This window comes from Pedobacter sp. MR2016-24, from assembly GCF_026239655.1.
Classification (GTDB): Bacteria; Bacteroidota; Bacteroidia; order Sphingobacteriales; family Sphingobacteriaceae; genus Pedobacter.
The window spans coordinates 16,300-40,421 of record NZ_JAPIVO010000002.1 but is presented as its reverse complement, the minus strand read 5'-3'; the positions used below and the strand labels follow the sequence as shown (position 1 = coordinate 40,421).

Sequence of the window (24,122 nt, the reverse complement as noted above, 5' to 3'; positions counted from 1 at the left end):
TTCTTTATTGTTAAAACATATAACGGCCGGTTTTGTTCCCTAACGCAGGTCGAAAAGGTTATCTATTCCTAAGAGTTTACGTGAAGTGAAGCCTTCACCGTATGTTGCACCGATAGATTTGCCAAATTCCCTTGCCCGTCCGATGACACTTTCAAAGAATTCTGGTGAAGAGATATAAGTAGATGGCGCCTCCTCTTCCGGATTATAAAACTGCGTCTTGAAAGCCTGAATTGCTTTCAGTTTTGTATCCATGAATGGGGTAATGTCGACAATAATATCTGGCTGAATATAATAATCCTGGATATATTGAAAATTGAGTCGCGGACGCCATGCTTGCTGCTCCAATCCATTATCTATGGTCTTAATTTTAGGTAATCCTGATAAGAAACAGGCATCATTAGCCAGATCTCCGGCCCTTCCATGATCAGGGTGCCTGTCCCGCAATGCATTGCTGAATATCATCTCCGGCTGGTATTTACGGATCATCCGGATGACTTCCAGTTGATGTGCCTCATCATTTTTAAAGAAAGCGTCTTTGAATCTCAGGTTCTCACGGGCATGCAGCCCTAGAATATTTGCGGAATCTGCTGCTTCTGCATCACGCGTTTCCGCAGTGCCACGCGTGCCCAGCTCACCTCTTGTAAAATCTACTATACCTACTTTTTTTCCTAAAGCAATATGTTTTAAAATTGTTCCGGAACATCCTAATTCTGCATCGTCAGGATGTACGGCCAGTACTAATATATCTAATTTCATTGTTGTTTTGTTCTATTTAACCTGCTCAGCAGGGCATTTTTTTACAGCAAACGCTGAATCTTCTTTCTGATTTTAGCAGATAATGGTTTTGTAAATGGAAAAAAGTAATCTACTACTTCTCCATTTCTATTGATCAGGTATTTGTGAAAGTTCCAGCGTGGGGTTGACTTCAATTTACCATTCAGATTTTTATCTCCCAGGAACTTATAAATCGGATTAGCATGTTCACCGCGGATCATCATTTTTTCGAAAATAGGAAACTGCACACCGTAATTCACCGAACAGAACTCATTGATGGCCATTCCGTTCAGCGGCTCCTGTCCCCCGAAATCATTGGAAGGAAATCCAAGTATTTCGAACTCTTCCTCTTTCATGATTTCTTTTAAAGCCTGCAGTTCTTCCAGTTGGGGAGCGAAACCACAAGCAGAAGCGATATTCACAATCAGCAATACTTTGCCTTTATAATCAGAGAGGTTTTTGTCTTTTCCATTGATCAGTCTGGCTTTAAACTGATAGATATTCTTTGGGATTTCCGTCATAATTATTGTTGGTAATAACCTGAAGAGGCGATAATAGATTCGATGTCCCTCTCCTCCTCCGGATTATAAGTGCTTTTGAGATTATGCCCAACTACACGCGCTACGGACTGGTAAAGAAAGGCTCTTACGCCACCCTGTGTTTCTTTGACGATCTGATAGGTGGTACGGCCGACCTCCCGGTCGATCAGCTTGGTCAGAATCTGCCCCTGGGTAATGGTCAGTTCTTTAATCTCTGTTTTAAACATCTGCTTGATCTCCGCATCACAGGCTTTAATCAGCTTTTTATGTTCTTTTTTATCTGCGGTTACTGCAAGATCACGCTCCAGCTGCTCGTATCTGCGTTTCGCAAAGAGCGCATATGGCATCACTTTCAGTACATTGTAACGTAAACGGTTAAAAGCGGCACGGTCGGCCGGCGACTTAAAAACCCGCACCCCATATATAACTACTTCATTTAGAGGAATCCAGGGAATCATTTCTCCCCCGTCATTGGTACCGGCAACCCTGATGGTATCATTTTTGCCTTTTGAAGGAAATTTATAAGACACAGGATTTTCCTGAGCATTTACATCGGCTCCAATAATAATGACAAATAACAGAATAAATAACCTGTAAAATTTCATAAATTTATGCTCCCACAAAGTTAAAGCAAATTTAATGTATTAGGTTTATAACGTAAATCTAATATAGCCTTAAACGTATAACTAACAACAATTATTACGAAAATAATACAAATGAAGAATACCTTAGTAATTGATTTAGAAGCAGAAAAGCAAGAAATCCTGAAGAGATATCGTGCCCTCTTGCGCGCTTGTAAGCCAACTATGCAAAAAGGAGATAAGAAAGAAATCAGGAAAGCATTCGATATGGCACTGGAAAGCCATAAAGATATGCGCAGAAAATCCGGAGAGCCTTATATCTATCATCCGATTGCTGTTGCACAGATTGCCGCAGAGGAAATAGGTTTGGGTACCACATCGATTGTCTGTGCATTATTACATGATGTGGTAGAAGATACTGATATTACCCTGGAAGATATTGAAAGGGAATTCGGCAAGAAAACTGCTAAGATCATTGATGGTCTGACAAAAATCGCCGGGGTATTCGACTATAACAGCTCTCTGCAGGCAGAGAATTTCAGGAAGATGCTGCTTACACTTGCAGATGATGTGCGGGTAATTCTGATTAAGCTGGCAGACAGGCTGCATAATATGCGTACAATGGATTTTATGCCCAGGCATAAACAGCTGAAGATTGCGTCTGAGACTATTTATTTGTATGCACCCCTGGCGCATCGTTTGGGTTTATATGCAATAAAATCGGAACTGGAAGATCTATCCATGAAATACCTGGAGCCGGATACTTACAAGTTTATAGCTACAAAGCTGAATGAGAAAAAAGCGGAGCGCACCTTGTTTGTGAAAAGGTTTGTTGATCCTATTAATGAAATCCTTGCAGAACAGGGTTTTATAGCCAGTATTTACGGTCGCCCGAAGTCTATTCATTCCATCTGGAACAAGATGAAAAAAAAGAATATTCCTTTTGAAGAAGTGTATGACCTCTTTGCCATCAGGATTATCCTGGATAGTGCACCAGAAAATGAAAAAGCAGATTGCTGGAAGGCGTATTCTATTGTGACTGACTTATACCGGCCAAATCCGGACCGTCTGCGTGACTGGGTATCCTCACCAAAAGGAAATGGCTATGAATCCCTGCATACTACGGTAATGGGACCTAAAGGGCAGTGGGTAGAAGTGCAGATTCGTACGCAACGAATGAATGAAATTGCAGAGAAGGGTTTTGCTGCGCATTGGAAATATAAAGAGTCCAGCAATGACAACGGACTGGATCAATGGATCATGAAAGTGCGTGAGATGCTGAATAATCCTGAAGCTAATGCGCTGGATTTTCTGGATGACTTCAAAATGAACCTCTTTTCGGATGAGATCTTCATTTTTACGCCTAAAGGTGCTTTAATACAATTACCATTAGGTGCTACGGCACTGGATTTTGCATTTGAAATTCATACCGATGTGGGTGCAAGATGTATAGGTGCCAAGGTAAACCACAAGCTGGTTCCTCTATCTTACAAACTGCAAAATGGCGACCAGGTGGAGATTATCACCTCCAGCAAACAGGTACCAAAAGAGGACTGGCTGAATATTGTAGTTACTGCAAAGGCGAAATCAAAAATCAAGTCTTCGCTCAAAGAAGAAAAAAGAAAAGTAGCGGAAGAAGGTAAGGAGTTACTGGAGCGCAAACTCAAATCACTGAAAATCACTTACCATACGGATAACCTCAATAAGCTGAGTTATTTCTTTAAGCTGGCTTCTACACAGGAATTATTTATTGCTGTGGCCAATGGAAAGATTGAACTGAAAGATTTGAAAGAGTACCTGGCCAGTGAAAAAGAAGTAGAAAACAGGGGAGGAGAAAAAAATGATGGTCAGCAGATTGAGGCCCTGCTCAATAAAGTAAAAGGTCCGGAATCGGATATTTTACTGATTGGTGAAGATCTGCAGAAAATCGATTATACCCTTGCTGCATGCTGTAATCCGATTCCGGGCGACGATGTTTTTGGCTTTGTAACAGTAAGTGAAGGCATAAAAATTCACCGTACCAATTGTCCGAATGCGGCACAGCTGATGGCTAACTATGGCTACAGGGTGGTAAAAGCAAAATGGAACAAACAGCAGGAACTTACCTTCCTGACCGGATTACATATCATCGGGATTGACGATGTGGGACTAATCAATAACATTACGAAAGTAATTTCAGGGGACTTTAAAGTAAACATGCGGTCGATCACCGTAGATACAGACAATGGTATCTTTGACGGATCGATTATGATTTTTGTAAATGATAAGGAGCACCTGGATAACCTGATCGAAAACCTTTTGCGGGTGAAGGGTGTAACAGGTGTTACACGTTTCGATGCGTAATTTCGAATAAATAATATAGTTATATATAAAAATTGATACCTTTGAAAGGAGTTTAAAACTATGTCTACAAATCATAACAGCGAGCTGGTTAGAAAAATATTTGAAGCCTATCTCGAAAACAAAAGTCTGAGAAAAACGCCTGAGCGTTTTGCCATCTTAGAAGAAATTTATTCCAGAGATGATCATTTCGATGTAGAAACCCTTTACATCCACATGAAAAACCAGAAATACAGAGTAAGCAGGGCTACAGTGTACAATACACTGGAGTTATTGGTTTCCTGTGATCTGGTGACCAAGCATCAGTTTGGAAAGAACATGGCTCAGTTTGAAAAATCTTATGGCTACCATCAGCATGATCATGTGATCTGTATTGATTGCGGTAAAGTTGTTGAATTTTGTGATCCCAGGATTCACCAGATTCAGTCGATGGTGGGCGATTTACTCAAATTTGAAATTAAACATCACTCTTTAAATATGTATGGCAGTTGTTTTGACTGTGCTGCAAAAGCAACCATCAAACAAAAAGAGGATATTAAACATGCAAGTTAATCATACAATTATAATCTTTTCTTAATTTAATTAAATGACGCAAGTAGACGTGCTTCTTGGCCTGCAATGGGGCGATGAGGGCAAAGGAAAAATTGTTGACGTTTTAGGTCCGCAATATGATTTGATAGCTCGTTTTCAAGGCGGACCGAATGCCGGCCACACCTTAGAGTTTGATGGCAAAAAGTTTGTTCTAAATACAATCCCTTCTGGTATTTTCAATGAGAAAACCATGAATCTGATTGGTAATGGTGTTGTAATTGACCCCATCATCTTAAAAAGAGAGTTAGATAACCTTAAAACAGCCGGTCATGATCCTGTTGCCAATGGCAAACTGATGATTGCACGTAAAGCCCATTTAATTTTGCCTACTCACCAGCTGCTTGATGCTGCAAATGAGCAGAAAATGGGTAAAGATAAAATTGGTTCTACACTTAAAGGTATAGGCCCGACTTACATGGACAAAACTGGCCGTAATGGTCTTCGTGTGGGTGATACTACCCTGCCTGATTTCAAGGAGCGTTACGACAGATTGGTTACCAAGCACAAAGAACTGCTTTCTCATTACAATTTCGAATATGATCTTGGAGAAAAAGAAGCAGCCTTTTTTGAGGCCATTGAGTTTATCAAAACCATTCCTCATGTAGATAGTGAGCATTTTGTGAACGGCTATTTAAAAGAAGGTAAAAAAGTATTGGCGGAAGGTGCACAGGGAACATTGCTTGACATCGATTTCGGATCTTACCCGTTTGTTACTTCTTCAAATACAACGACTGCTGGTGCATGTACCGGATTAGGTATTGCTCCAAACAAAATAGGCAGCGTAGTAGGCATTTTCAAAGCTTACTGCACACGTGTTGGCAGCGGACCATTCCCTACTGAACTGGAAGATGAAGTAGGTGAAAACCTGCGTCAGGTAGGTCACGAATTTGGTGCAACTACTGGCCGTGCACGCCGTTGCGGATGGATTGATCTTCCTGCATTGAAATATGCAATTATGCTGAATGGCGTTACCGAAATGGTAATGACTAAAGCAGATGTTCTGAATGAGTTTGATACCATTTATGCGTGTACGCATTATGAATATAATGGAGAAACAATCGATTACATGCCGTACGACATCATTTCGATCAAACCGACTCCAGTACTGAAAGCCATTGAAGGATGGAAAACCGACATCACTAAAATCACTAAGATTGAAGAGATTCCGGCTAAACTTGCAGACTATATCGCCTTCCTTGAAAAGGAACTTGAAGTACCTGTAAAATATCTATCAGTAGGTCCGGATAGAGTTCAAACCCTGATTCTTCAATAAGAGAAAATTAGCTCATTTATAAAAAGGCGGCCTGGTGCCGCCTTTTTACTTAGCAACGTTTAATGACTCCAATGATTGCTGCAGAACACCATACCTTCAAGCAAAAAGCACTACTTTGGGCGAGCCAGTTTGAGGTCTGCTGCTGTTTGGACTCCAATGGCTATACCGATCCCTATTCAGGCTTCGAATTCCTCCTTGCGGCAGGCGTAAATCATCAGCTCAGTGCTCTTTCAGGCATAGCATTTCAGGAGCTGAAGGCTCTCTACGACACACATCAGAACTGGCTATTTGGTATGCTCAGTTATGACCTCAAAAATGAAATAGAAGAGTTATCTTCCGGTCACAGCAATCACCTCGAATTTCCCGACCTCTTTTTCTTTGTGCCCCAATACCTTATCGTTATCAAAAAGGGAAAAATAGAAGTGCTCATCGGTGATCAGGAAATCTTAACATCCATCGAGTCACATTCAGCAAACAGTAAGGAAATAGTAAAAACAAGGATTAACATCACACCCCGCCTGGATAAAGCCACCTATATCAGCAAAGTGGAAGAACTGCGTGAGCACATTTCAAAAGGCCATATCTATGAAGTAAATTTCTGCCAGGAGTTCTTTGCAGAAAATGCGGCGATCAATCCTTTTGAAATGTACCAAAACCTGGTTCAGCTCTCCCCCACTCCTTTTGGCGGTTTCTTCAAAATAAAAGACAAGTATATACTTTCAGCCAGCCCGGAAAGGTTTCTGTGTAAAAGGGCTGATCGATTAATATCCCAACCCATTAAAGGCACCTCAAAAAGAAGCGCAGATGCAGCAGAGGACGAAAACAGAAAAACAGCCCTCAGAAATAACACTAAAGAACAGGCAGAAAATGTAATGATTGTGGACCTGGTACGCAACGATTTAACAAAAAGTGCAGTACCCGGCACCGTAAAAGTAGACGAACTCTTTGGTATCTATACCTTTCCACAGGTCCATCAGATGATCTCTACCATTAGCTGTCAGATTAAGCCGAACCTGCATCCTATAGATGCCATACGCAATACCTTCCCTATGGGTTCAATGACAGGTGCTCCGAAAATCCGTGCCATGGAATTGATAGAACAGACTGAAGTGAGCCGGAGAGGAATATATTCAGGCGCTTTCGGATACATCAGTCCGGCAGGTGATTTTGATTTTAATGTGGTCATCCGCAGCATTCTTTATAACGCCACTGCCAAACATCTTTCCTTCCAGGTAGGCGGTGCTATTACGTACGCATCTGTCCCGGAAGATGAGTATGCCGAATGTATGCTAAAGGCTTCAGCGATGATCAAAACCCTGGAGAGTGCTGAATAAGATGTTACCATAAATTTCTGTAGCAGCATACAGCAGAGAAACACCCGACTATAATTTCTGGAATAGGCATCTCGCTATATGCATATCGCTGTATGCATCCTGCTAACAAAAAAAGGGAGTCCTGTTTCCGGCCTTCTATGTTTTGCGTAGCAAAAGATAGGCAGGCGGAAACAGGACTCCTTTTTTTTGTATATTCTGAAAGCCTTACTGCACCGGCTTACCAGAAGTGGAATTAAAATAACGTTGCGCTTCCGGAAGATCTTTCTGAATCTGTGCAATACGCGTTGCATCCGCCGGGTGAGTACTCATAAATTCTGCTGGTTTCTGCGAACCTGCACTTGCCGCAGCCATACGCTGCCAGAAACTAACTGCATTTGAAGGATTATACCCTGCCATCGACATAAAAATCAACCCTAAATGGTCCGCCTCCAGCTCCTGCGTTCTCGAATTTGGCAACAAGTAAAATCCCTGTGCGCCAATCCCGTAAACCTGGTTAATCACATTCTGAGTAGCAGCAGTTTTATTCCCTGTCGCCGCCCCAAGCAAACCACCAACACCTTCAGCAACTGCTGCCTTAGATGCACGTTCCGAAGAGTGCTGTGCAACAGCATGTGCAATTTCATGACCCATTACCGTAGCCAGTCCGGCATCATCCTTTGCTACAGGTAAAATACCTGAATAAACCGCTACTTTACCACCTGGCATACACCATGCATTTACTTCTTTGCTATCAATCAGGTTAAATTCCCAGTTGAAACCCTGGATCTGCGATGCATAACCATTGGCATTCATATATTTTGTTACCGCAGCAGCGATTTTCTGACCTATTCTTTTAACCCTTGCCGCATCCGCATTGTTCAATACTTTAGTTTGCGGATCTTTTAAAAGTGTAGCATAACTAGACGCAGCAGCCGTTTGCATTTCACTTTCATTTACAAAACTAATCCTGTTTCTGCCAGACAGCGGAACAGTAGAGCATGCATACATCATCAGTATTGCAGCAGCAATACCCATTAGTGTTAACTTTTTCATAAGGTAGATATTTGTTTTATTGGTCGTTTTTCTTTTTAAACAGATAAACTTTCGATTCTTTGCCTTTAAGCAGACGCTCCAGGTTCTTCTGGTGGGTAACCAGAATCAGCACACAAACCACCATACCATATAATACTTCAGACTTAATAGTAGAATGTAATATAAATACGATACTCAATGGAAAAGTAAATCCGGCACATATAGAGCTGAGAGATACATATTTTGTAAGCAGGAGCACCACAACAAAGACAAGAACGCAAAGCATAGCTGCCGGGAAGTTAACTGCTAAAATCATTCCAAAAAGTGTAGCCACACCTTTTCCTCCCCTGAAGCCCGCAAAAATAGGGAACAAATGTCCCATTACGGCGGTTACGCCCAGTGCTAGCTCATAATTAACAAATTGAGCAGAATGATGCGGACCTGTTACAGACAATCCAATGAAATAAGCGAGTTTAGTCGCCGTAAAACCCTTGGCAATATCGATAATCATCACGGCCATACCAGCCTTTTTACCGAGCACACGAAAGGAGTTGGTTGCACCAGCGTTACCACTTCCATACTCCCTTACATCAACACCATAGAAAGCCTGGCCAAGCCATACTGCAGTGGGGATTGAACCACATAAATAAGCTAAAATAACAGCGGAAACAGAATAAATAGATATCATTCCCTACAAGGCTTTTAAACTCATGTCTAAACTTTTAACAGAATGGGTTAATGCACCCATGGAGATGAAATCAACACCACAAGCAGCATAATCGGTGATGTTTTCTTCTACAATACCACCCGATGCTTCAGTAACATAATTATGATCGATTAGTTTTACTGCCTCTCTTAAATCATCAAAACTAAAATTGTCAAGCATAATTCTGTTCACCATCCCTTTAGCCAGTACCTGATTTAATTCCTCCAGATTTCTGACTTCTATTTCGATTTCAAGCTGCTTTCCTTTTTCAGTAATGTATTTATTTGCTGCTGTGATGGCACTGGCTATTCCTCCTGCATAATCCACATGATTGTCTTTAATTAAGATCATATCATATAAGCCAATACGGTGATTGACACCTCCCCCTATTCTAACCGCCCATTTCTCCAGATATCTCAGGCCAGGCGTTGTTTTACGGGTATCTAATAATTTTGTTGAATAACTTTCCAGCAGCTTAACGATACGATTCGTTTTTGTAGCAATCCCACTCATGCGCTGCATACAGTTCAGCACTAACCTTTCAGCCAGCAGTATAGCATGGGAACTTCCTTCTACCGTAAAAGCGATATCACCATATTTAACCTCAGCGCCATCATTGATGAACACGGCTGTCTGAAGACCTGCATCTACCTGCTTAAAAATTTCAAGCGCGAGTTCTACACCAGCAAGGATACCATCCTCTTTAATCAGTAATTTAGCTTTCCCGGTTGTACCAGCCGGAATGGTTGAAAGTGAAGTATGATCGCCATCGCCTAAATCTTCAGCGATCGCATTTTTGATAAATTGTCCTATTAATTCCTTATCCAAAACTTGTATTTTACATCAAAAATAGCATTTTTAAAGAAAAAAAATCATTATTTATCAGGTTCGATCCTCAATTCAGTTATCAAAAAAGCATTCGCAGTCTTTTTTAAGCTGATGGCTACCCTGAACTTTCCACTCTTGGTACTCAGTGAAAGTATGCCGAAACGATAATTTGGATTTGTATTAATCAGGTGAACAACAGTGGAGTTAGCTGGCGGATTTTTAGTAAAGAAATCCCTCAGGATCTGTTCGGCCTGTGCTTTTGAATAGACATCTTCCTGGTCATTTAATGTAAGTTCTACAGAGGAAGAAAAATTCTTGCTGATTTCTTTTGAATTTGCAGACTTGAACAATACCGATAAGTTATCCACAATATCCCCCTGAAGAGGTGATTGATAAATAAATTGTATCAATAGAATGAGTGCCGGTAGCAGTGGTCTAATCATAGCTAAAGTTAATCATTATTTCCCACACAAATTATGCCATTGTGCCTATATTTATTTCACAGGATAATCCAGCCTGAAGTTAAAGCCTTTGCGTACAGTGGAACGGTCACTCGCAGAATTACAATAGAAATCAACCGGTGCGCCATAATCTGCAGCCGAGAAAGTACCGCTTCCTGTTAAGGTCTGCGCAAATAAACTTACCTGTTCATAGCCTTTTAACACCTGAATACTTTTTGTAGCTTCCTCATTAAAGCCACGCATAAAAATTGTTATGGTCGACTCCTGCAGCAGTTTTTTATCGGCATCACTTGCCTTTTTATCTATTACTGCCTGAAATGCGGTTTTAATCTGCTGAAAAGCAGCATCTGATTCAATGGCAATAATTGCCTTCCTGCCGTAAGTCACGCTACTGATAATTACAGGATTATCAGGTATTGCCGCTGCATCGGTTCCCGGTGCGAAGATGGAGCCTCCATCACCAAAGTAATCAGCATCCAAAGAAAATATAGACAGCTCAAAAGTGGCATAGAAACCGTTTTTCCTTTTGATATGTCCATGATCGCCCAACTGACGAATCACCAGACTTGAAAAATCCCATGATGCTCTTGAATGCATTGAAATCTCACTATAGTTTTCAAATGCGATACCATTACTGAAACCAACGGCATCTACCTGTCCGGGTTTGCTACCCGCAAGTGATGATTTAATAAAACTGTTGGTTAAGGCTAAAGAAGGTATCAGGTTACCAGAATCACCTTTAAATAGTGGTGAGGTGGAAAGTAATACCACAGGATTCTGCTGATACCCGGTTAGCGGAACATAAGTACCGTTCAAAAAGGTGTTTCCTTTGAGCAATGCACCCGGAAAAATCTTTTGTGCTATCGCTGGAGTAATAGAAAAGGCAGTCGTTATTAAATCACCCTTTGTCTGTACACGGAAAGTAATTCCATTGTTTCCTGCCCAAACGCTGTCAGAAAGTATTGAATACTTTGAACCATTTGCTGCAACGATTTTTCTGATAGAATCTAGTTTGCGGATTTTCGCATCTGCGGTCGGTACCGTATCTGCAGGTACACTATCTGTAGGTATAACTGGGGTTACAGATTCTTCCTTCACAGGAGGCTCTTCATTTTTCTCGCATGAAATAAAAACTACAGTTGCAATAATCAGGGGGAAGAACAAGTTTTTCATCGGTTAATATTTGGTTTTTAGTAATTATGAAGCTAGCATGAACTTTCAAATACTACTATGATATGCAGATCATAATAGTATTGTCAGATAGCTCCTGTATTATTTTCACATCATCATATAACCATAAACATACGAAAATTTAAACCTCATAAAAGAAACTTATTATTAATAATAGCAATAATATTACATGTTAAAACACCTGCATGCTGGAGTATAAAAGGGTTATGCCTCTTCCTGTGGAGGATAAGCATCAGGCCTTGACTTTAGCTTTACAGAAATGATATTTATATTACAGATAAAACCCCAATAGGCTTATCTTTGTTCAATGATATAGCCGCGCTGAATACGAAAGGCAAAAATATCTGAGAAAGCAATTATAATAACGAAACACAATTAATTCCTGATGAGTAATAAGAAAGTTATGCTCCTCATTCTTGATGGATGGGGATACGGAAAACAAGATAGTTCAGATGCTGCTTACGCAGCAAACACTCCTTTTTTTGATTCTCTGCTTCAAAAATACCCTAATTCAAAACTGGAAGCTTCGGGTGAAGCTGTCGGACTACCGATCGGACAAATGGGAAACTCTGAAGTGGGCCATATGAATCTGGGTGCCGGAAGAGTAGTTTATCAGGAATTGGGCAGAATCAATAAAGCGATCAGCGATGGTTCAATAAAAACAAATCAGACACTAGTTGACGCGTTCAGCTATGCGAAAAATAATAATAAAGCGGTACATTTTATCGGACTGGTTTCTGACGGCGGTGTTCATGCACATATCAATCACCTGAAAGGATTATGCGATGCAGCTAATGAAGAAGGACTGAAAGATGTATTTGTACATGCCTTTCTTGATGGAAGAGATACAGATCCAAACGGTGGTCTGGGATTTATCAAAGAACTGGATCAGCACCTTAAAACCTCTACAGGAAAATTAGCAAGCTTAATCGGTCGTTATTATGCAATGGATAGAGATTCGCGCTGGGAAAGGGTTAAGCAAGCTTATGATGTGATGACTAATGGCATTGGTGAACATACCGCAGATCCAATTGCAGCAATTGAACGCTCATATGCTGAAGGTATCACAGATGAGTTTATCAAACCTATTGTAGTGACTGAAAATGATGGCAAGCCCGTGGCTACCATCCAGCCCGATGATGTAGTGATCTGCTTCAACTACAGAACAGACAGAGGCAGGGAAATTACTGCGGCACTGACGCAAAACGATTACCCTGAATTTGGTATGCACAAGTTGCCTTTATACTATGTAACGATGACTACCTATGATGAGAACTTTGAGAATGTAAAAGTGATCTTCACAAAAGATGATCTTACAGAAACGCTTGGAGAGATCTTAGAGAAAAATCATAAAAACCAGATTCGTATTGCCGAAACTGAAAAATATCCTCACGTTACATTCTTCTTCTCAGGTGGCAGAGAGCTGCCTTTTGAAAATGAAAAAAGACTGATGGTCCCTTCACCAAAGGTAGCTACTTATGATTTACAACCTGAAATGAGTGCACAAGGCATTACAGATCAGATTACCGCAGAACTGGAAACTGGCTGGGCGGACTTCATCTGCCTTAATTTTGCGAATCCGGATATGGTTGGCCATACTGGTGTTTTTGAAGCAGTGGTAAAAGCTGTTGAAACTGCAGACCGATGTGCTGAAGCTGTAGTGACGAAAGGGCTGGAAAATGGTTATGCATTTATTATTCTTGCTGATCATGGTAACTCAGAATTTATGGTAAACAATGATGGTTCAGTAAACACTGCACATACCACCAATCTTGTTCCATGTATCCTCGTTGGTACGGATTATACATCAATTGCAGATGGGAAGTTAGGTGACGTTGCTCCTACTATTCTGAAACTGATGGGAATTGAAAAACCAGCAATCATGACCGGAAATTATTTAATCTAATGAGGAAAACAATATTCCTTCTATCGCTGTCACTCCTCTTTTTGGCCTGTAATTCTACAGTGCCGGCTGAAAAAGGATTGACAGCGGTACATTATTTTGACCTTAAGGGTTACATGGCTAAAGAAGCAGAGCGACTGAACGCCGGAAAACCTGAAATTCAGAAGACGGTGATTGTCAATGCTGCTGCAGAAAGCAAGAAAATGAAGATTAGCGACTGGACAAAAGAGCTGTCTGTTTTCTCTGATGCTGATATCAATAAGTCGGCCTGGCAAGGCATGTTCAAGGTGTTGAGGAAGAGTAATGAAGATATTTACAGTACGTCTGATGAAAAAATTCCTGTGAAGTCGCTTGTGGTTACACACCATAATGGTCGTGTAAAAAGCATCAAAGTGCTGCTCAATACCACCAATATACTTTATTCCTCTAATGACACGCTGTCCTACTTTCCGGATAGCTTATATGAGATTCAAAAAACACAGCATATCAAATTGCTCAATGAGAAGAATTACCGTATCTCCGGGTTATTTATTAAATAATAAGAGGGTTTTATCTTTAGCCTGAGATTTTATGCAGACGCACAATTACCTTCATAAAAAAAGCCATTTTCATATTTTGAAAATGGCTTTTTTTATGAAATATCCTGTATTATCTCAAGCTCGAAATCTGCGCTTTTACATAATCAATCAGTGAGATAATGTCCTTACGCAAGGGTTGTACCACCAATACTTTTTGAAAGTCCGAAATAGAATTGTTAAATAAAGCTATACAAGCTTCTTTTTCTGCTTTCTTTTTGATCTTGTACGATTTGTAAATCGCATAGTCTTTATAAGCCAGACCCCTGTTTTGCAACAGCTGCGTATCTTCTTCTCCATTGATCTCAATTGCTTTGGTGAAATCCTTAATTGCGGAAAGATAAAAATTCTCTCTCATCTGGTTAAGTGACTCTTTTGGATCGTTCGCCACATTCTGCCTTGCTTTCCCCCTGTAATAATAAGCAGAGTAATCTGAAGGCTTTAAAATAATTAAACGGCTGTAAGTCTCAATTGAATTCTCAAAGTCGCCGCATTGAAAATAAGAATACCCAAGCATTTTCAATACATTCGGGCTATTGGGAGTTTTGGTGTCTGCTTTTGCCAACTGGGCAACAGCTCCTTTATAATCGCCCCGCATCATGGCCTGCATACCTAGTTTATCATAACTTCCGCTTTGTGCAAAACCGGAATAGGCAGATATAACAAATAATAGAACAAGCGTTTGTTTAATATAATTCATCAAATTGTATTATTAAAAGAATAAAGATATAAAATCCAAGGTATCAACAATAATGTTATTGCGATTTAGAAATATTATAAGTTAACGCTGATAAACCTAAAATATGATAAAGTGGCCAAAGATTTTTTCAGACCCTGCCTTTTTAACAGTAAAATACGATATTAGCTGTTTGGCACAAGAGTTGAAAATATAGACAGATATATATAATTAATATTTTATAAACGGCATACTGTCACATTGTCGTTTTTTATCTTAGAAAGGCCTATTTAATGAGTATAAAAGATCAGTTTGATTTTGGCAATGCACTACCCATCATAAATGAAGATACAGAATTTTTTCCGCTAATGTCGCAACACGATGAGGATGAGATGAATAATGAAGAAACTCCGGAAATCTTAGCTATTTTACCCTTAAGGAATACAGTTCTTTTTCCTGGTGTGGTAATCCCGATAACTGTTGGAAGGGATAAATCTATAAAATTGATAAAAGAAGCCTATAAGGGCAACAAAATCATTGGTGTAGTTTCCCAGCTTGACGTATCGATTGAAGACCCGACTTTTGAACAGCTGAATAAAGTTGGAACAGTAGCACATATCATCAAAATGCTGCAGATGCCTGATGGGAATACTACGGTAATCATACAAGGTAAACAGCGTTTTAGCTTATTGGAAGAGGTACAGTCTGAACCTTATATCAAAGTTAAGGTAAGCAAGTTTACGGAGGCAAAACATAAAGTTGATAAGGAATTCAAAGCCCTGGTTGCTTCGATCAGGGAGATGTCTTCTCAGATTATACAATTATCACCTAATATCCCGAGTGAAGCGGGAATGGCATTGAAGAACATCGAAAGCACTTCTTTCTTAATCAATTTCATCTCTTCTAATATGAATGCAGATGTGATGGACAAACAAAAGATGCTGGAAATGGACAACCTCAGGGAAAGGGCCATGATGGTAATGGAGTTACTTACGCTGGAACTCCAGATGCTGGAACTAAAAAACCAGATCCAGTCTAAAGTACGTGTGGATCTGGATAAACAGCAAAGGGATTATTTTCTGAACCAGCAATTAAAGACTATCCAGGAAGAACTGGGCGGTAACTCGTCCGACATGGAATATGAGGCACTGGAAACACGTGCCAAAAAGAAAAAATGGTCGTTACAGGTAAAGGAACATTTCAATAAAGAGCTGGAAAAACTGGGCCGTATGAATCCTGCGGCACCTGATTACTCGGTACAGATCAACTATCTGGAGTTACTGCTGGACTTGCCATGGAATGATTTCACGAAGGATAACTTTGACCTGAAACGTGCGCAGAGAGTATTGGATAAAGACCATTTCGGATTAGAAAAGGTAAAACAACGTATCATAGAATATCTTGCTGTACTAAAACTAAAACGTGATATGAAGGCGCCGATCATTTGTTTGGTAGGCCCTCCGGGAGTGGGTAAAACATCGCTGGGTAAATCCATTGCAAAAGCACTGAACCGTAAATATGTACGTATGGCGCTTGGTGGCATCAGGGATGAAGCAGAAATCCGCGGACACAGAAAAACTTATATCGGTGCCATGCCGGGCCGCATCATTCAGTCGATTAAAAAGGCTGGTGCAGCAAATCCTGTATTTGTATTGGATGAAATTGATAAGGTTGGTGCTGATTACAGGGGCGACCCTTCTTCTGCCCTGCTGGAAGTGCTGGACCCTGAACAAAACAATGCATTTAACGATCACTATGTAGAAGCAGATTACGATCTTTCGAATGTGCTTTTTATCGCTACAGCAAACTCTTTAAGCACTATACAACCTGCTTTGCTGGACCGTATGGAGATTATTGAGGTGAACGGTTACACGATAGAAGAGAAAATCGAGATCGCTAAAAAATACCTTTTACCTAAACAAAAAGAGCAGCACGGCATCAAAACAAAGGATATCAACCTGAAAAACGGATTGATTGAAAAGGTAATTGAAGACTATACGCGTGAATCTGGTGTAAGGGGACTGGAGAAAAAAATAGGTTCGCTGGTACGCGGGGTTGCGACTAAAATCGCAATGGAAGAGACTTATGAGCCGACATTGAATAACGAAGATGTAGAACGTATTTTAGGCGCACCTATTTACGACAAAGATCTATATGAAGGAAACGAAGTTGCAGGTGTGGTAACCGGGTTGGCATGGACACAGGTAGGTGGCGATATTTTATTTATTGAAGCCAGCCTGAGTCCGGGTAAAGGAAAATTAACACTAACCGGAAATCTTGGTGATGTGATGAAAGAATCTGCAGTTATTGCGCTGGCTTACCTCCGTGCACATGCTGCATTGTTTGATATTGACAATCAGTTATTTGATCTATGGGATATACATGTACACGTTCCGGCCGGCGCAACGCCTAAGGATGGCCCTTCAGCGGGTATTACCATGCTGACTGCGCTGACTTCAGCTTTTACGCAACGTAAGGTAAAATCTAATTTAGCGATGACCGGTGAAATTACGCTGCGCGGAAAAGTATTGCCGGTAGGTGGAATCAAAGAAAAAATTCTTGCTGCGAAACGGGCAAACATAAAAGATATCATTTTATGCAAATCCAACCGAAAAGATATCCTGGAGATTAAAGAGAGCTATATCAAGGACCTGAACTTCCACTACGTTACGGAAATGAAGGAAGTAATTGAGCTGGCCCTGACGAAGGATAAAGTGAAAGATCCGCAGGACCTAACGATTAAAGTAAAAGCTGTTGCGAACTAATTGATCAAATATTTTATTTAAAATAATACCTTTAAAGCTCCGGATATCCGGAGCTTTTTTTTAATTGATAAACAATGACGACTAAACGGTTATTCATCTTCACGCTGCTCTTATGTTCTTCTTATCTCCTAAATGCGCAGACTTATAAAAATGAATTCGGCTTTAAAAGTGATAACGATTCTTACCTGGGGCAAGGTTCTGACCGTTATTATACGAATGGTTTATTTATCAATTTCCGCCATGCCATGGATCAGCAAAAGCTGAGAGAAGGCCTGGAAAAAAAAACTTATGAGATCTCTGCAGGCCAGAAAATGTATAATCCTTATTCAGGTTATGCACCTGATCCTGCATTTCAGGACAGACCATTTGCAGGTTATTTGTATGTTGAAGGTGCAATGAACTGGTTTTACAGCAATGAAAGTATTTTAAAAGCTTCGGCACAAATAGGCACCACAGGTCCGAATTCATTAGCTGAAGACGGGCAGGAGTTATTACATCGTGTAGTCGGTTTTTATGATTTAGAGGGATGGGACTACCAGATCAGAAACGAGCTGGCGGTGAATCTGTCTGCACAATATTCACGTCTGCTCACGCGTACTGCAGATAATGCCGTGGAATTCTCATTTGAAGGATATGCAAACCTCGGTACGACTTTTAGCGGTGCCGGTGCCGGAATACTTTTCAGAACGGGTAACTTAAACCAGCTGTTCAACTCAGCGTATACCAATGCCGTGATCGGAAATAATGCAAAAACCAAAGCGCTGGTAAAAAGGGAATTTTTCTTTTACGCGAAACCGCAGTTAAACCTGGCGGCTTATGATGCAACGATTCAGGGTAGTATGTTTAACAATAACAGTCCGGTTACATTTGACCAGAAGCCTTTGGTATTTGCGCAGCAGTTGGGAGTAGATTACAGTTCACAGCGCTTTACGGTAGATTTTGGGGTGGTATTTAAAACGAAGGAAGTAAAAAGCACAGCCAGGGCCCACCAATGGGGATCTATCAGCATGTTCTACAGGTTCAATTAATTGTAAGAGACGCTATAACGGCTATACACCTGCTGGTTTTTTAATCGTGCATGCCGGGTTTCCTTCTGCTTTCCTTTTTAACAGCGATGGATTTTTTATCGCTTTTTCTTTTCATAATGACGGAGTAGGGAGTTTTTGTTGGCTTCCTTTTCTTATCGACATGCAATGACAGTTTCAGGAGCGCAATCAGCTTTTCTATTGCTTTTTCCTTATTATTGAGCTGACTACGGTCTTCCTGAGAGACAATATGCAGGTTACCTTCCTGATCCAGACGATTGGCTAATCTTACGCCCAGTAAAGTCTTTTCCTCCTCTGTCAGAAAATCTGCTGCTGCAATATTGATAATCAGCTCTACCTTACTTGATACCTTATTCACATTTTGCCCGCCTTTTCCCCCGCTCCTGGAGGTCTTAAATAAAACGTTTTTTACTATTTCTTCTTTGTCAGGTATCATTCCACAAAAATAGTAACTTTGCCCGCATATGGGAAAAAATCTGGTTGTAGCTATAGATGGATATTCATCATGTGGCAAGAGCACATTAGCAAAAGCACTCGCAAAGAAGTTGGGTTTCATTTATATTGACAGTGGTGCGATGTACAGGGCGGTAACCTTGTATTTTATCCGTCACCATATCGACATGACCGACCCTGTTGCAGTGAAAGATGGCTTACAGCATATCGAGCTGAATTTTCATTCCAGAGATTATGAATCACATATTACACTTAATGGTGAAGAGGTTTCGGAAGAAATCAGACAAATGCCGGTTTCACAAAATGTAAGCGAAGTTTCTGCACATAAATTTGTACGTACAGAGATGGTGAAACAACAACAGCGGATGGGAAACTCGAAAAACATTGTAATGGATGGCCGTGATATAGGCACAACAGTATTTCCTGATGCACCGGTGAAGTTTTTCATGACGGCAGATCCGAAGGTTCGTGCAGAACGCCGTTTTAAGGAACTGCAAAGCAAGGGGGATACTGAAACCTCTCTGGAGGATGTTTTTGAGAACCTGGCGCACCGCGATTATGCGGACACAACAAGACTGGAAAGTCCATTGGTAAGGGCAGAAGATGCCATCATACTTGACAATACGGATATCACCCAGGAAGAGCAGCTTGAATTTGCGCTTGATCGCGTAAAAGCGCATCTGCCTGCATAAACATAAAACAATAAAAAGACCGTTAAAAATTTCCAGCGGTCTTTTTATTGCACAGTTTTAACACAATCTGTTCACAATCAACAACATTTATTAAAAAATTCTTTCATTAAAAATATTAATTTCTATCTTTGCAGTCCCTCAAGGGAAAAAGGAGATTAAATGATTAATGGCAAAAAAACAAGTAGCAGAAAAAGAATTATTGGCTAAAAAAGCCGAATTACAAGGTGCAGACGCCCGTCTGACTGAAAAAGAAACGATTGAATCTGAAGCAGATTCATTGTCGATCGAACAGATCAAATCATCATTAGCAACACCAGATCAAGATTTTGACTGGGATGCAGACGACAAAGCATTCGGAAATTACACTGACGAAGACCGTAAAAAGTTTGAAGACATGTATACCGATACTTTCAATCAAATCAACCAAGGTGAAATTATTAGCGGTATTGTTGTTTCAATCAACAACAAAGATGTTGTATTAAACGTAGGATTTAAATCTGACGGTTTAGTATCTACTTCTGAGTTCCGTGATACTCCTGATTTGAAGATCGGCGATACAGTTGATGTATTCGTTGAGGCGCCTGAAGATGCAAATGGTCAGTTGATTTTATCTCGTAAAAGAGCTAAAACTCAAAGATCATGGGAGTCTATCAACGAAGCTCTTGATAACGACAGAATCATCAACGGATTTGTTAAAAGCCGTACCAAAGGTGGTCTTATCGTTGACATCATGGGTGTTGAAGCATTCTTACCTGGATCACAAATTGACATCAAGCCGATCCGTGATTACGATGTTTATGTAGGTAAAACAATGGAATTCAAAGTTGTGAAAATCAACCACGAATTTAAAAACGTTGTAGTATCGCACAAAATCTTAATCGAAGACGATTTAGAAAGTCAAAAAGTTGAGATCGTATCTAAACTTGAAAAAGGTCAGGTATTAGAAGGAACTGTTAAAAACATTACTGACTTCGGTGTATTCATCGATTTAGGTGGTGTAGATGGTTTACTTCACATTACTGATATTTCTTGGGGCCGCATAGAGCATCCAAAAGAAGTATTGAGCTTAGATGAGAAAATCAATGTTGTTGTTCTTGACTTTGATGATGAGAAAAAACGTATTGCATTAGGATTGAAACAATTAACTCCACACCCTTGGGAAAGTTTAGATACTAACCTTGTTGTTGGATCTAAAGTTAAAGGTAAAATCGTAACTGTAGCTGATTACGGAGCATTCTTAGAAATCATTCCTGGTGTTGAAGGTTTAATTCACGTATCAGAAATGTCCTGGTCACAAAACTTACGCAGTCCACAGGAATTCCTGAAAGTTAGCGATGAAATCGAAGCTGAAGTATTAACTTTAGACAGAGACGAACGCAAAATGAGCTTAGGTATTAAGCAATTAACTCAGGATCCATGGCAAAATGTTGCTGAAAGATATCCTATCGGAAGCAAACATACTGCTGTAGTTAAAAACATGACTAACTTCGGTGTATTCGTGGAAATTGAAGAAGGTATTGATGGATTAATCCATATCTCTGATCTTTCATGGTCTAAAAAAGTTAACCACCCTAACGAATTCACTAAAGTTGGTGATACATTAGACGTAGTTGTTTTAGAATTAGACGTTGATAGCCGTAAATTAAGCTTAGGTCATAAACAATTAGAAGAAAACCCTTGGGATACTTTTGAAACTATCTTCACGTTAGATTCAATCCACCAGGGAACTGTTGTTAAAGTAACTGATAAAGGTGCTGTTATTGCTTTACCATATGGTGTAGAAGGATTCGTTCCAACTAAACACATGGCTAAAGAAGATGGTTCAACTATCAAAGCTGAAGAAACTAATGATTTCAGAATCATAGAGTTTAACAAAGATGCTAAACGTATCGTTGTTTCTCATGCCCGTATCTGGGAAGAGGCTAAAGCTGAGGTTGCTGCTGAAGAAAGGGCGACTAAGAAAAAAGACGCTAAAGCTTCAAGCAATGCAGTTAAAAAAGTTAAAGATTCTGTTGAGAAATCAACTCTTGGTGATCTAGGTGTTCTTGCACAATTGAAAGAGCAAATGGAAGGCGAAGAAAGCAAAAACAAAGCTAAGTAATCTTAAAAGCTTATATACTTAAAAGCATCCCTTAACGGGGATGCTTTTTTTTGTGATTTATTTTTTTGGGTAAATAGGGGATGTATCCTTGCTGCGCGGAGAAACAGGCATACGATGTTCGGGCTGGAATATTGCCTGAAGAAGGCAACAATCCAAGGCCCTCACATTCGTCTGTCTGTTTCTTTTAGATCATCTGATCGCATGATGATTAGCAGGGTTGTCTAGCTATTGCCATAACTGATCTTCTGGACAGCGCAATGGATGAATAGGGTTTAAGTTATGAAAGGAATTTTGCTTTTAAGGCGGGTGTAGGAATGATGCAGCTCTCTTCTTTTCCCCAGAGCTGATATCTTCTTTTGGCAATCTGGCGGTAGACTCCATCTCTGATAAATGCAGGAATAATAATCAAAGCGTAAAGCAGTGGCCAGGCGCCATCCAGATGTCTGGCAATTCTTAAGGCAGCTGTAGACTGGGTATAGACAATATCATTTTCGAGGAGGATGATGGAATCGAGTGTGTTAGGATTAACACCGTTTGGCTTCAGGTGTTGCACAGCATGGTCACTTTGCAGGGGAGCAAAGCGGAATAAATCGGCGCGGTCTCTTTTGATAACAAATTTTACTGAGCCTGTGCAGAGATTACAAACGCCGTCAAAAAATATTATGGGATGCTGCATGGCTCAAAGTTAAGCAATTAGCTTTTACAGGCAGGGATTATGAGGGCTAAATTGAATTTTTTATGAAATGGACTGCATAATTCCATCTGATTTTTTATATTTGCGTAATCAATTTGTCAATGCAAAAACGAACCCTGCTAGACGGTAAAAAATTCCAAATCACAATTAAGAGACTTTGTCATCAATTAATTGAGAATCACAATGATTTTTCTAATACCGTACTCATTGGTATTCAGCCCCGCGGAAGTTATTTCGCAGACAGGGTACAACAAGAACTTTCAGCCATACTTAAGATCAACACCATACAGAAGGGAAATTTAGATATTACCTTTTTCAGGGATGATTTCAGAAGAAAAGACGGATTCGTTACGGCAAGCAGTAACTCTATAGATTTTCCTATTGAAGGTACAAATGTGATCTTATTTGACGATGTACTGTGGACAGGCAGAACGATAAGGGCAGCAATGGATGCGCTTCAAAGTTACGGGCGACCAGATAAGGTGGAATTGATGGTGCTGATCGACAGGCGTTTTTCAAGGCAGTTACCTATAGAACCAGATTATATCGGACAGCAGGTGGATAGTTTAGATTCACAACTGGTGAAAGTAAGCTGGAAAGAAACCGAGGGTGAAGACAAAGTAATTTTATTATCAGAACGAAATAAGTAGAAAATGGCAGCAGAAAAACTATCAACCAGACATCTTTTAGGCATCAAAGATATTACCCTGAATGATATTGAATTGATTTTCAAAACTGCAGACAATTTCAAAGGACTGATCAACAGGCCCATCCGAAAGGTGAATTCACTGCGTGATATTACTATAGCGAATATCTTCTTCGAAAACTCTACCCGTACCAAATTATCTTTTGAACTGGCTCAGAAAAGGCTTTCTGCGGATGTAATCAATTTCGCGGCTTCCTCTTCTTCGGTGAGTAAAGGAGAAACACTGATTGATACGGTGAACAATATCCTTTCCATGAAAGTGGATATGGTAGTTATGAGACATCCTTATGCAGGAGCAGGAGTTTTTCTAAGCAAACATATTGACGCACGAATCATCAATGCGGGTGATGGTGCGCATGAACACCCTACGCAGGCATTACTGGACGCCTATTCCATCAGGGAAAAATTAGGTGATGTAGCTGGCAAAAAAGTAGTTATCGTAGGTGATATTCTGCATTCCCGTGTAGCTATATCCAACATATTATGCCTGCAAAAGCTGGGTGCAGAAGTAATGGTTTGCGGACCAACCACTTTAATTCCTAAACACATAGCAAGCCTGGGTGTGAAGGTGGAACATGACCTGATCAAAGCGTTAAACTGGTGTGATGTAGCCAATATGCTGCGCATCCAGTTAGAGCGACAGGATATCAAATACTTCCCTTCTTTAAGGGAATATGCCATGATGTATGGACTGAACAAGCAGATTCTTGATAACCTGGATAAAGAAATTGTAGTGATGCACCCTGGCCCGATCAACAGAGGGGTAGAGATTACAAGTGATGTGGCAGATAGTAAACAGTCCATCATTTTAGATCAGGTAGAGAACGGAGTAGCCATCAGAATGGCAGTGATATTCCTGCTTGCTTCACAAAGAGATTAAAT

General features: G+C 40.3%; 23 protein-coding genes. 12 read left to right on the top strand and 11 right to left on the bottom strand.

Features of this window, described 5'->3' with window-relative positions; translation table 11 throughout:
• Nucleotides 1-39: 39 nt before the first annotated feature.
• Genes bshB1 through OQX62_RS04350 form a run of 3 tightly spaced genes read right to left on the bottom strand, consistent with a single transcriptional unit; the run spans nt 40 to nt 1,918 of the window.
• Entirely contained in the window at nt 40-756 is a 717-nt protein-coding gene (gene bshB1 / locus OQX62_RS04360; protein WP_265830189.1) for a bacillithiol biosynthesis deacetylase BshB1, read from the bottom strand.
• Nucleotides 757-797: 41 nt separating this feature from the next.
• Nucleotides 798-1,295 carry a glutathione peroxidase gene (locus OQX62_RS04355; RefSeq protein ID WP_265830188.1) on the bottom strand — a complete coding sequence of 166 codons (498 nt, stop codon included), beginning with the start codon at nt 1,293-1,295 and terminating at the stop codon, nt 798-800.
• A 2-nt stretch (nt 1,296-1,297) separates the two neighbouring features.
• On the bottom strand, nt 1,298-1,918 hold the full coding sequence (locus tag OQX62_RS04350) for a DUF4294 domain-containing protein (protein WP_265830187.1): 621 nt from the start codon (nt 1,916-1,918) through the stop codon (nt 1,298-1,300).
• Between the two features lie 111 nt (nt 1,919-2,029).
• Between OQX62_RS04350 and OQX62_RS04345 the strand changes: the two genes are divergently transcribed.
• From OQX62_RS04345 to OQX62_RS04330, 4 genes are all read left to right on the top strand, one after another.
• Nucleotides 2,030-4,237, top strand: a complete 2,208-nt coding sequence (locus OQX62_RS04345) for a RelA/SpoT family protein (RefSeq protein ID WP_265830186.1) — start codon at nt 2,030-2,032, stop codon at nt 4,235-4,237.
• 60 nt (nt 4,238-4,297) lie between these two features.
• The gene (locus OQX62_RS04340) at nt 4,298-4,786 is read left to right on the top strand and encodes a Fur family transcriptional regulator (protein WP_265830185.1); all 489 of its coding nucleotides are present in this window, start codon (nt 4,298-4,300) and stop codon (nt 4,784-4,786) included.
• A 34-nt stretch (nt 4,787-4,820) separates the two neighbouring features.
• The gene (locus tag OQX62_RS04335) at nt 4,821-6,098 is read left to right on the top strand and encodes an adenylosuccinate synthase (protein WP_265830184.1); all 1,278 of its coding nucleotides are present in this window, start codon (nt 4,821-4,823) and stop codon (nt 6,096-6,098) included.
• Nucleotides 6,099-6,160: 62 nt separating this feature from the next.
• On the top strand, nt 6,161-7,432 hold the full coding sequence (locus OQX62_RS04330) for an anthranilate synthase component I family protein (RefSeq protein WP_322973688.1): 1,272 nt from the start codon (nt 6,161-6,163) through the stop codon (nt 7,430-7,432).
• A 204-nt stretch (nt 7,433-7,636) separates the two neighbouring features.
• Here OQX62_RS04330 and OQX62_RS04325 read toward each other — a convergent pair whose 3' ends face one another.
• The 5 genes from OQX62_RS04325 to OQX62_RS04305 are packed head-to-tail and all read right to left on the bottom strand — an operon-like array spanning nt 7,637 to nt 11,611.
• The gene (locus tag OQX62_RS04325) at nt 7,637-8,464 is read right to left on the bottom strand and encodes a M48 family metallopeptidase (protein WP_265830183.1); all 828 of its coding nucleotides are present in this window, start codon (nt 8,462-8,464) and stop codon (nt 7,637-7,639) included.
• A gap of 16 nt (nt 8,465-8,480) precedes the next feature.
• Complete coding sequence (gene plsY / locus OQX62_RS04320; RefSeq protein ID WP_265830182.1) at nt 8,481-9,131, bottom strand: glycerol-3-phosphate 1-O-acyltransferase PlsY; 651 nt, start codon at nt 9,129-9,131, stop codon at nt 8,481-8,483.
• A gap of 3 nt (nt 9,132-9,134) precedes the next feature.
• Nucleotides 9,135-9,977 (bottom strand): carboxylating nicotinate-nucleotide diphosphorylase, encoded by an 843-nt coding sequence (nadC, locus tag OQX62_RS04315; RefSeq protein WP_265830181.1) that lies wholly within the window; start codon nt 9,975-9,977, stop codon nt 9,135-9,137.
• 47 nt (nt 9,978-10,024) lie between these two features.
• Entirely contained in the window at nt 10,025-10,420 is a 396-nt protein-coding gene (locus OQX62_RS04310) for a DUF4783 domain-containing protein (protein ID WP_265830180.1), read from the bottom strand.
• Between the two features lie 51 nt (nt 10,421-10,471).
• On the bottom strand, nt 10,472-11,611 hold the full coding sequence (locus tag OQX62_RS04305) for a thiol-activated cytolysin family protein (RefSeq protein ID WP_265830179.1): 1,140 nt from the start codon (nt 11,609-11,611) through the stop codon (nt 10,472-10,474).
• Between the two features lie 403 nt (nt 11,612-12,014).
• Between OQX62_RS04305 and gpmI the strand changes: the two genes are divergently transcribed.
• On the top strand, nt 12,015-13,535 hold the full coding sequence (gene gpmI, locus OQX62_RS04300) for a 2,3-bisphosphoglycerate-independent phosphoglycerate mutase (protein ID WP_265830178.1): 1,521 nt from the start codon (nt 12,015-12,017) through the stop codon (nt 13,533-13,535).
• Nucleotides 13,535-14,071, top strand: a complete 537-nt coding sequence (locus OQX62_RS04295) for a hypothetical protein (protein WP_265830177.1) — start codon at nt 13,535-13,537, stop codon at nt 14,069-14,071. The genes gpmI and OQX62_RS04295 overlap by 1 nt, the downstream gene beginning before the upstream one ends.
• A 109-nt stretch (nt 14,072-14,180) precedes the next feature.
• Here OQX62_RS04295 and OQX62_RS04290 read toward each other — a convergent pair whose 3' ends face one another.
• Nucleotides 14,181-14,807 (bottom strand): tetratricopeptide repeat protein, encoded by a 627-nt coding sequence (locus OQX62_RS04290; protein WP_265830176.1) that lies wholly within the window; start codon nt 14,805-14,807, stop codon nt 14,181-14,183.
• 269 nt (nt 14,808-15,076) lie between these two features.
• Between OQX62_RS04290 and lon the strand changes: the two genes are divergently transcribed.
• On the top strand, nt 15,077-17,548 hold the full coding sequence (gene lon, locus OQX62_RS04285) for an endopeptidase La (protein WP_265830175.1): 2,472 nt from the start codon (nt 15,077-15,079) through the stop codon (nt 17,546-17,548).
• Between the two features lie 74 nt (nt 17,549-17,622).
• Nucleotides 17,623-18,576 (top strand): lipid A deacylase LpxR family protein, encoded by a 954-nt coding sequence (locus OQX62_RS04280; protein ID WP_265830174.1) that lies wholly within the window; start codon nt 17,623-17,625, stop codon nt 18,574-18,576.
• 40 nt (nt 18,577-18,616) lie between these two features.
• Here the strand turns inward: OQX62_RS04280 and OQX62_RS04275 are convergent, their stop codons facing one another.
• Nucleotides 18,617-19,030, bottom strand: coding sequence for an aminoacyl-tRNA hydrolase (locus tag OQX62_RS04275; protein WP_265830173.1), 414 nt, complete (start codon nt 19,028-19,030; stop codon nt 18,617-18,619).
• Between the two features lie 28 nt (nt 19,031-19,058).
• Here OQX62_RS04275 and cmk point away from each other — a divergent pair, with 28 nt between their 5' ends.
• Together cmk and rpsA are read left to right on the top strand one after the other, a co-directional pair.
• Entirely contained in the window at nt 19,059-19,739 is a 681-nt protein-coding gene (gene cmk / locus OQX62_RS04270; protein WP_265830172.1) for a (d)CMP kinase, read from the top strand.
• Between the two features lie 166 nt (nt 19,740-19,905).
• Nucleotides 19,906-21,840, top strand: coding sequence for a 30S ribosomal protein S1 (gene rpsA, locus OQX62_RS04265; protein WP_265830171.1), 1,935 nt, complete (start codon nt 19,906-19,908; stop codon nt 21,838-21,840).
• Between the two features lie 277 nt (nt 21,841-22,117).
• Here the strand turns inward: rpsA and OQX62_RS04260 are convergent, their stop codons facing one another.
• The gene (locus OQX62_RS04260) at nt 22,118-22,516 is read right to left on the bottom strand and encodes a thiol-disulfide oxidoreductase DCC family protein (RefSeq protein ID WP_265830170.1); all 399 of its coding nucleotides are present in this window, start codon (nt 22,514-22,516) and stop codon (nt 22,118-22,120) included.
• A gap of 119 nt (nt 22,517-22,635) precedes the next feature.
• Here OQX62_RS04260 and pyrR point away from each other — a divergent pair, with 119 nt between their 5' ends.
• A complete protein-coding gene (gene pyrR / locus OQX62_RS04255) occupies nt 22,636-23,184 on the top strand; it encodes a bifunctional pyr operon transcriptional regulator/uracil phosphoribosyltransferase PyrR (RefSeq protein WP_265830169.1) in 549 nt (182 codons plus the stop codon).
• Nucleotides 23,185-23,187: 3 nt separating this feature from the next.
• The gene (locus tag OQX62_RS04250; protein WP_265830168.1) at nt 23,188-24,120 is read left to right on the top strand and encodes an aspartate carbamoyltransferase catalytic subunit; all 933 of its coding nucleotides are present in this window, start codon (nt 23,188-23,190) and stop codon (nt 24,118-24,120) included.
• Nucleotides 24,121-24,122 lie beyond the last annotated feature (2 nt).

What these genes read in the sequence shown, in the direction of transcription:
- bshB1 (WP_265830189.1), bottom strand. Translation starts at nt 756, where the DNA reads ATGAAATTAGATATATTAGTACTGGCCGTACATCCTGACGATGCAGAA.
- OQX62_RS04355 (WP_265830188.1), bottom strand. Translation starts at nt 1,295, where the DNA reads ATGACGGAAATCCCAAAGAATATCTATCAGTTTAAAGCCAGACTGATC.
- OQX62_RS04350 (WP_265830187.1), bottom strand. Translation starts at nt 1,918, where the DNA reads ATGAAATTTTACAGGTTATTTATTCTGTTATTTGTCATTATTATTGGA.
- OQX62_RS04345 (WP_265830186.1), top strand. Translation starts at nt 2,030, where the DNA reads ATGAAGAATACCTTAGTAATTGATTTAGAAGCAGAAAAGCAAGAAATC.
- OQX62_RS04340 (WP_265830185.1), top strand. Translation starts at nt 4,298, where the DNA reads ATGTCTACAAATCATAACAGCGAGCTGGTTAGAAAAATATTTGAAGCC.
- OQX62_RS04335 (WP_265830184.1), top strand. Translation starts at nt 4,821, where the DNA reads ATGACGCAAGTAGACGTGCTTCTTGGCCTGCAATGGGGCGATGAGGGC.
- OQX62_RS04330 (WP_322973688.1), top strand. Translation starts at nt 6,161, where the DNA reads ATGACTCCAATGATTGCTGCAGAACACCATACCTTCAAGCAAAAAGCA.
- OQX62_RS04325 (WP_265830183.1), bottom strand. Translation starts at nt 8,464, where the DNA reads ATGAAAAAGTTAACACTAATGGGTATTGCTGCTGCAATACTGATGATG.
- plsY (WP_265830182.1), bottom strand. Translation starts at nt 9,131, where the DNA reads ATGATATCTATTTATTCTGTTTCCGCTGTTATTTTAGCTTATTTATGT.
- OQX62_RS04310 (WP_265830180.1), bottom strand. Translation starts at nt 10,420, where the DNA reads ATGATTAGACCACTGCTACCGGCACTCATTCTATTGATACAATTTATT.
- OQX62_RS04305 (WP_265830179.1), bottom strand. Translation starts at nt 11,611, where the DNA reads ATGAAAAACTTGTTCTTCCCCCTGATTATTGCAACTGTAGTTTTTATT.
- gpmI (WP_265830178.1), top strand. Translation starts at nt 12,015, where the DNA reads ATGAGTAATAAGAAAGTTATGCTCCTCATTCTTGATGGATGGGGATAC.
- OQX62_RS04295 (WP_265830177.1), top strand. Translation starts at nt 13,535, where the DNA reads ATGAGGAAAACAATATTCCTTCTATCGCTGTCACTCCTCTTTTTGGCC.
- OQX62_RS04290 (WP_265830176.1), bottom strand. Translation starts at nt 14,807, where the DNA reads ATGAATTATATTAAACAAACGCTTGTTCTATTATTTGTTATATCTGCC.
- lon (WP_265830175.1), top strand. Translation starts at nt 15,077, where the DNA reads ATGAGTATAAAAGATCAGTTTGATTTTGGCAATGCACTACCCATCATA.
- OQX62_RS04280 (WP_265830174.1), top strand. Translation starts at nt 17,623, where the DNA reads ATGACGACTAAACGGTTATTCATCTTCACGCTGCTCTTATGTTCTTCT.
- OQX62_RS04275 (WP_265830173.1), bottom strand. Translation starts at nt 19,030, where the DNA reads ATGATACCTGACAAAGAAGAAATAGTAAAAAACGTTTTATTTAAGACC.
- cmk (WP_265830172.1), top strand. Translation starts at nt 19,059, where the DNA reads ATGGGAAAAAATCTGGTTGTAGCTATAGATGGATATTCATCATGTGGC.
- rpsA (WP_265830171.1), top strand. Translation starts at nt 19,906, where the DNA reads ATGGCAAAAAAACAAGTAGCAGAAAAAGAATTATTGGCTAAAAAAGCC.
- OQX62_RS04260 (WP_265830170.1), bottom strand. Translation starts at nt 22,516, where the DNA reads ATGCAGCATCCCATAATATTTTTTGACGGCGTTTGTAATCTCTGCACA.
- pyrR (WP_265830169.1), top strand. Translation starts at nt 22,636, where the DNA reads ATGCAAAAACGAACCCTGCTAGACGGTAAAAAATTCCAAATCACAATT.
- OQX62_RS04250 (WP_265830168.1), top strand. Translation starts at nt 23,188, where the DNA reads ATGGCAGCAGAAAAACTATCAACCAGACATCTTTTAGGCATCAAAGAT.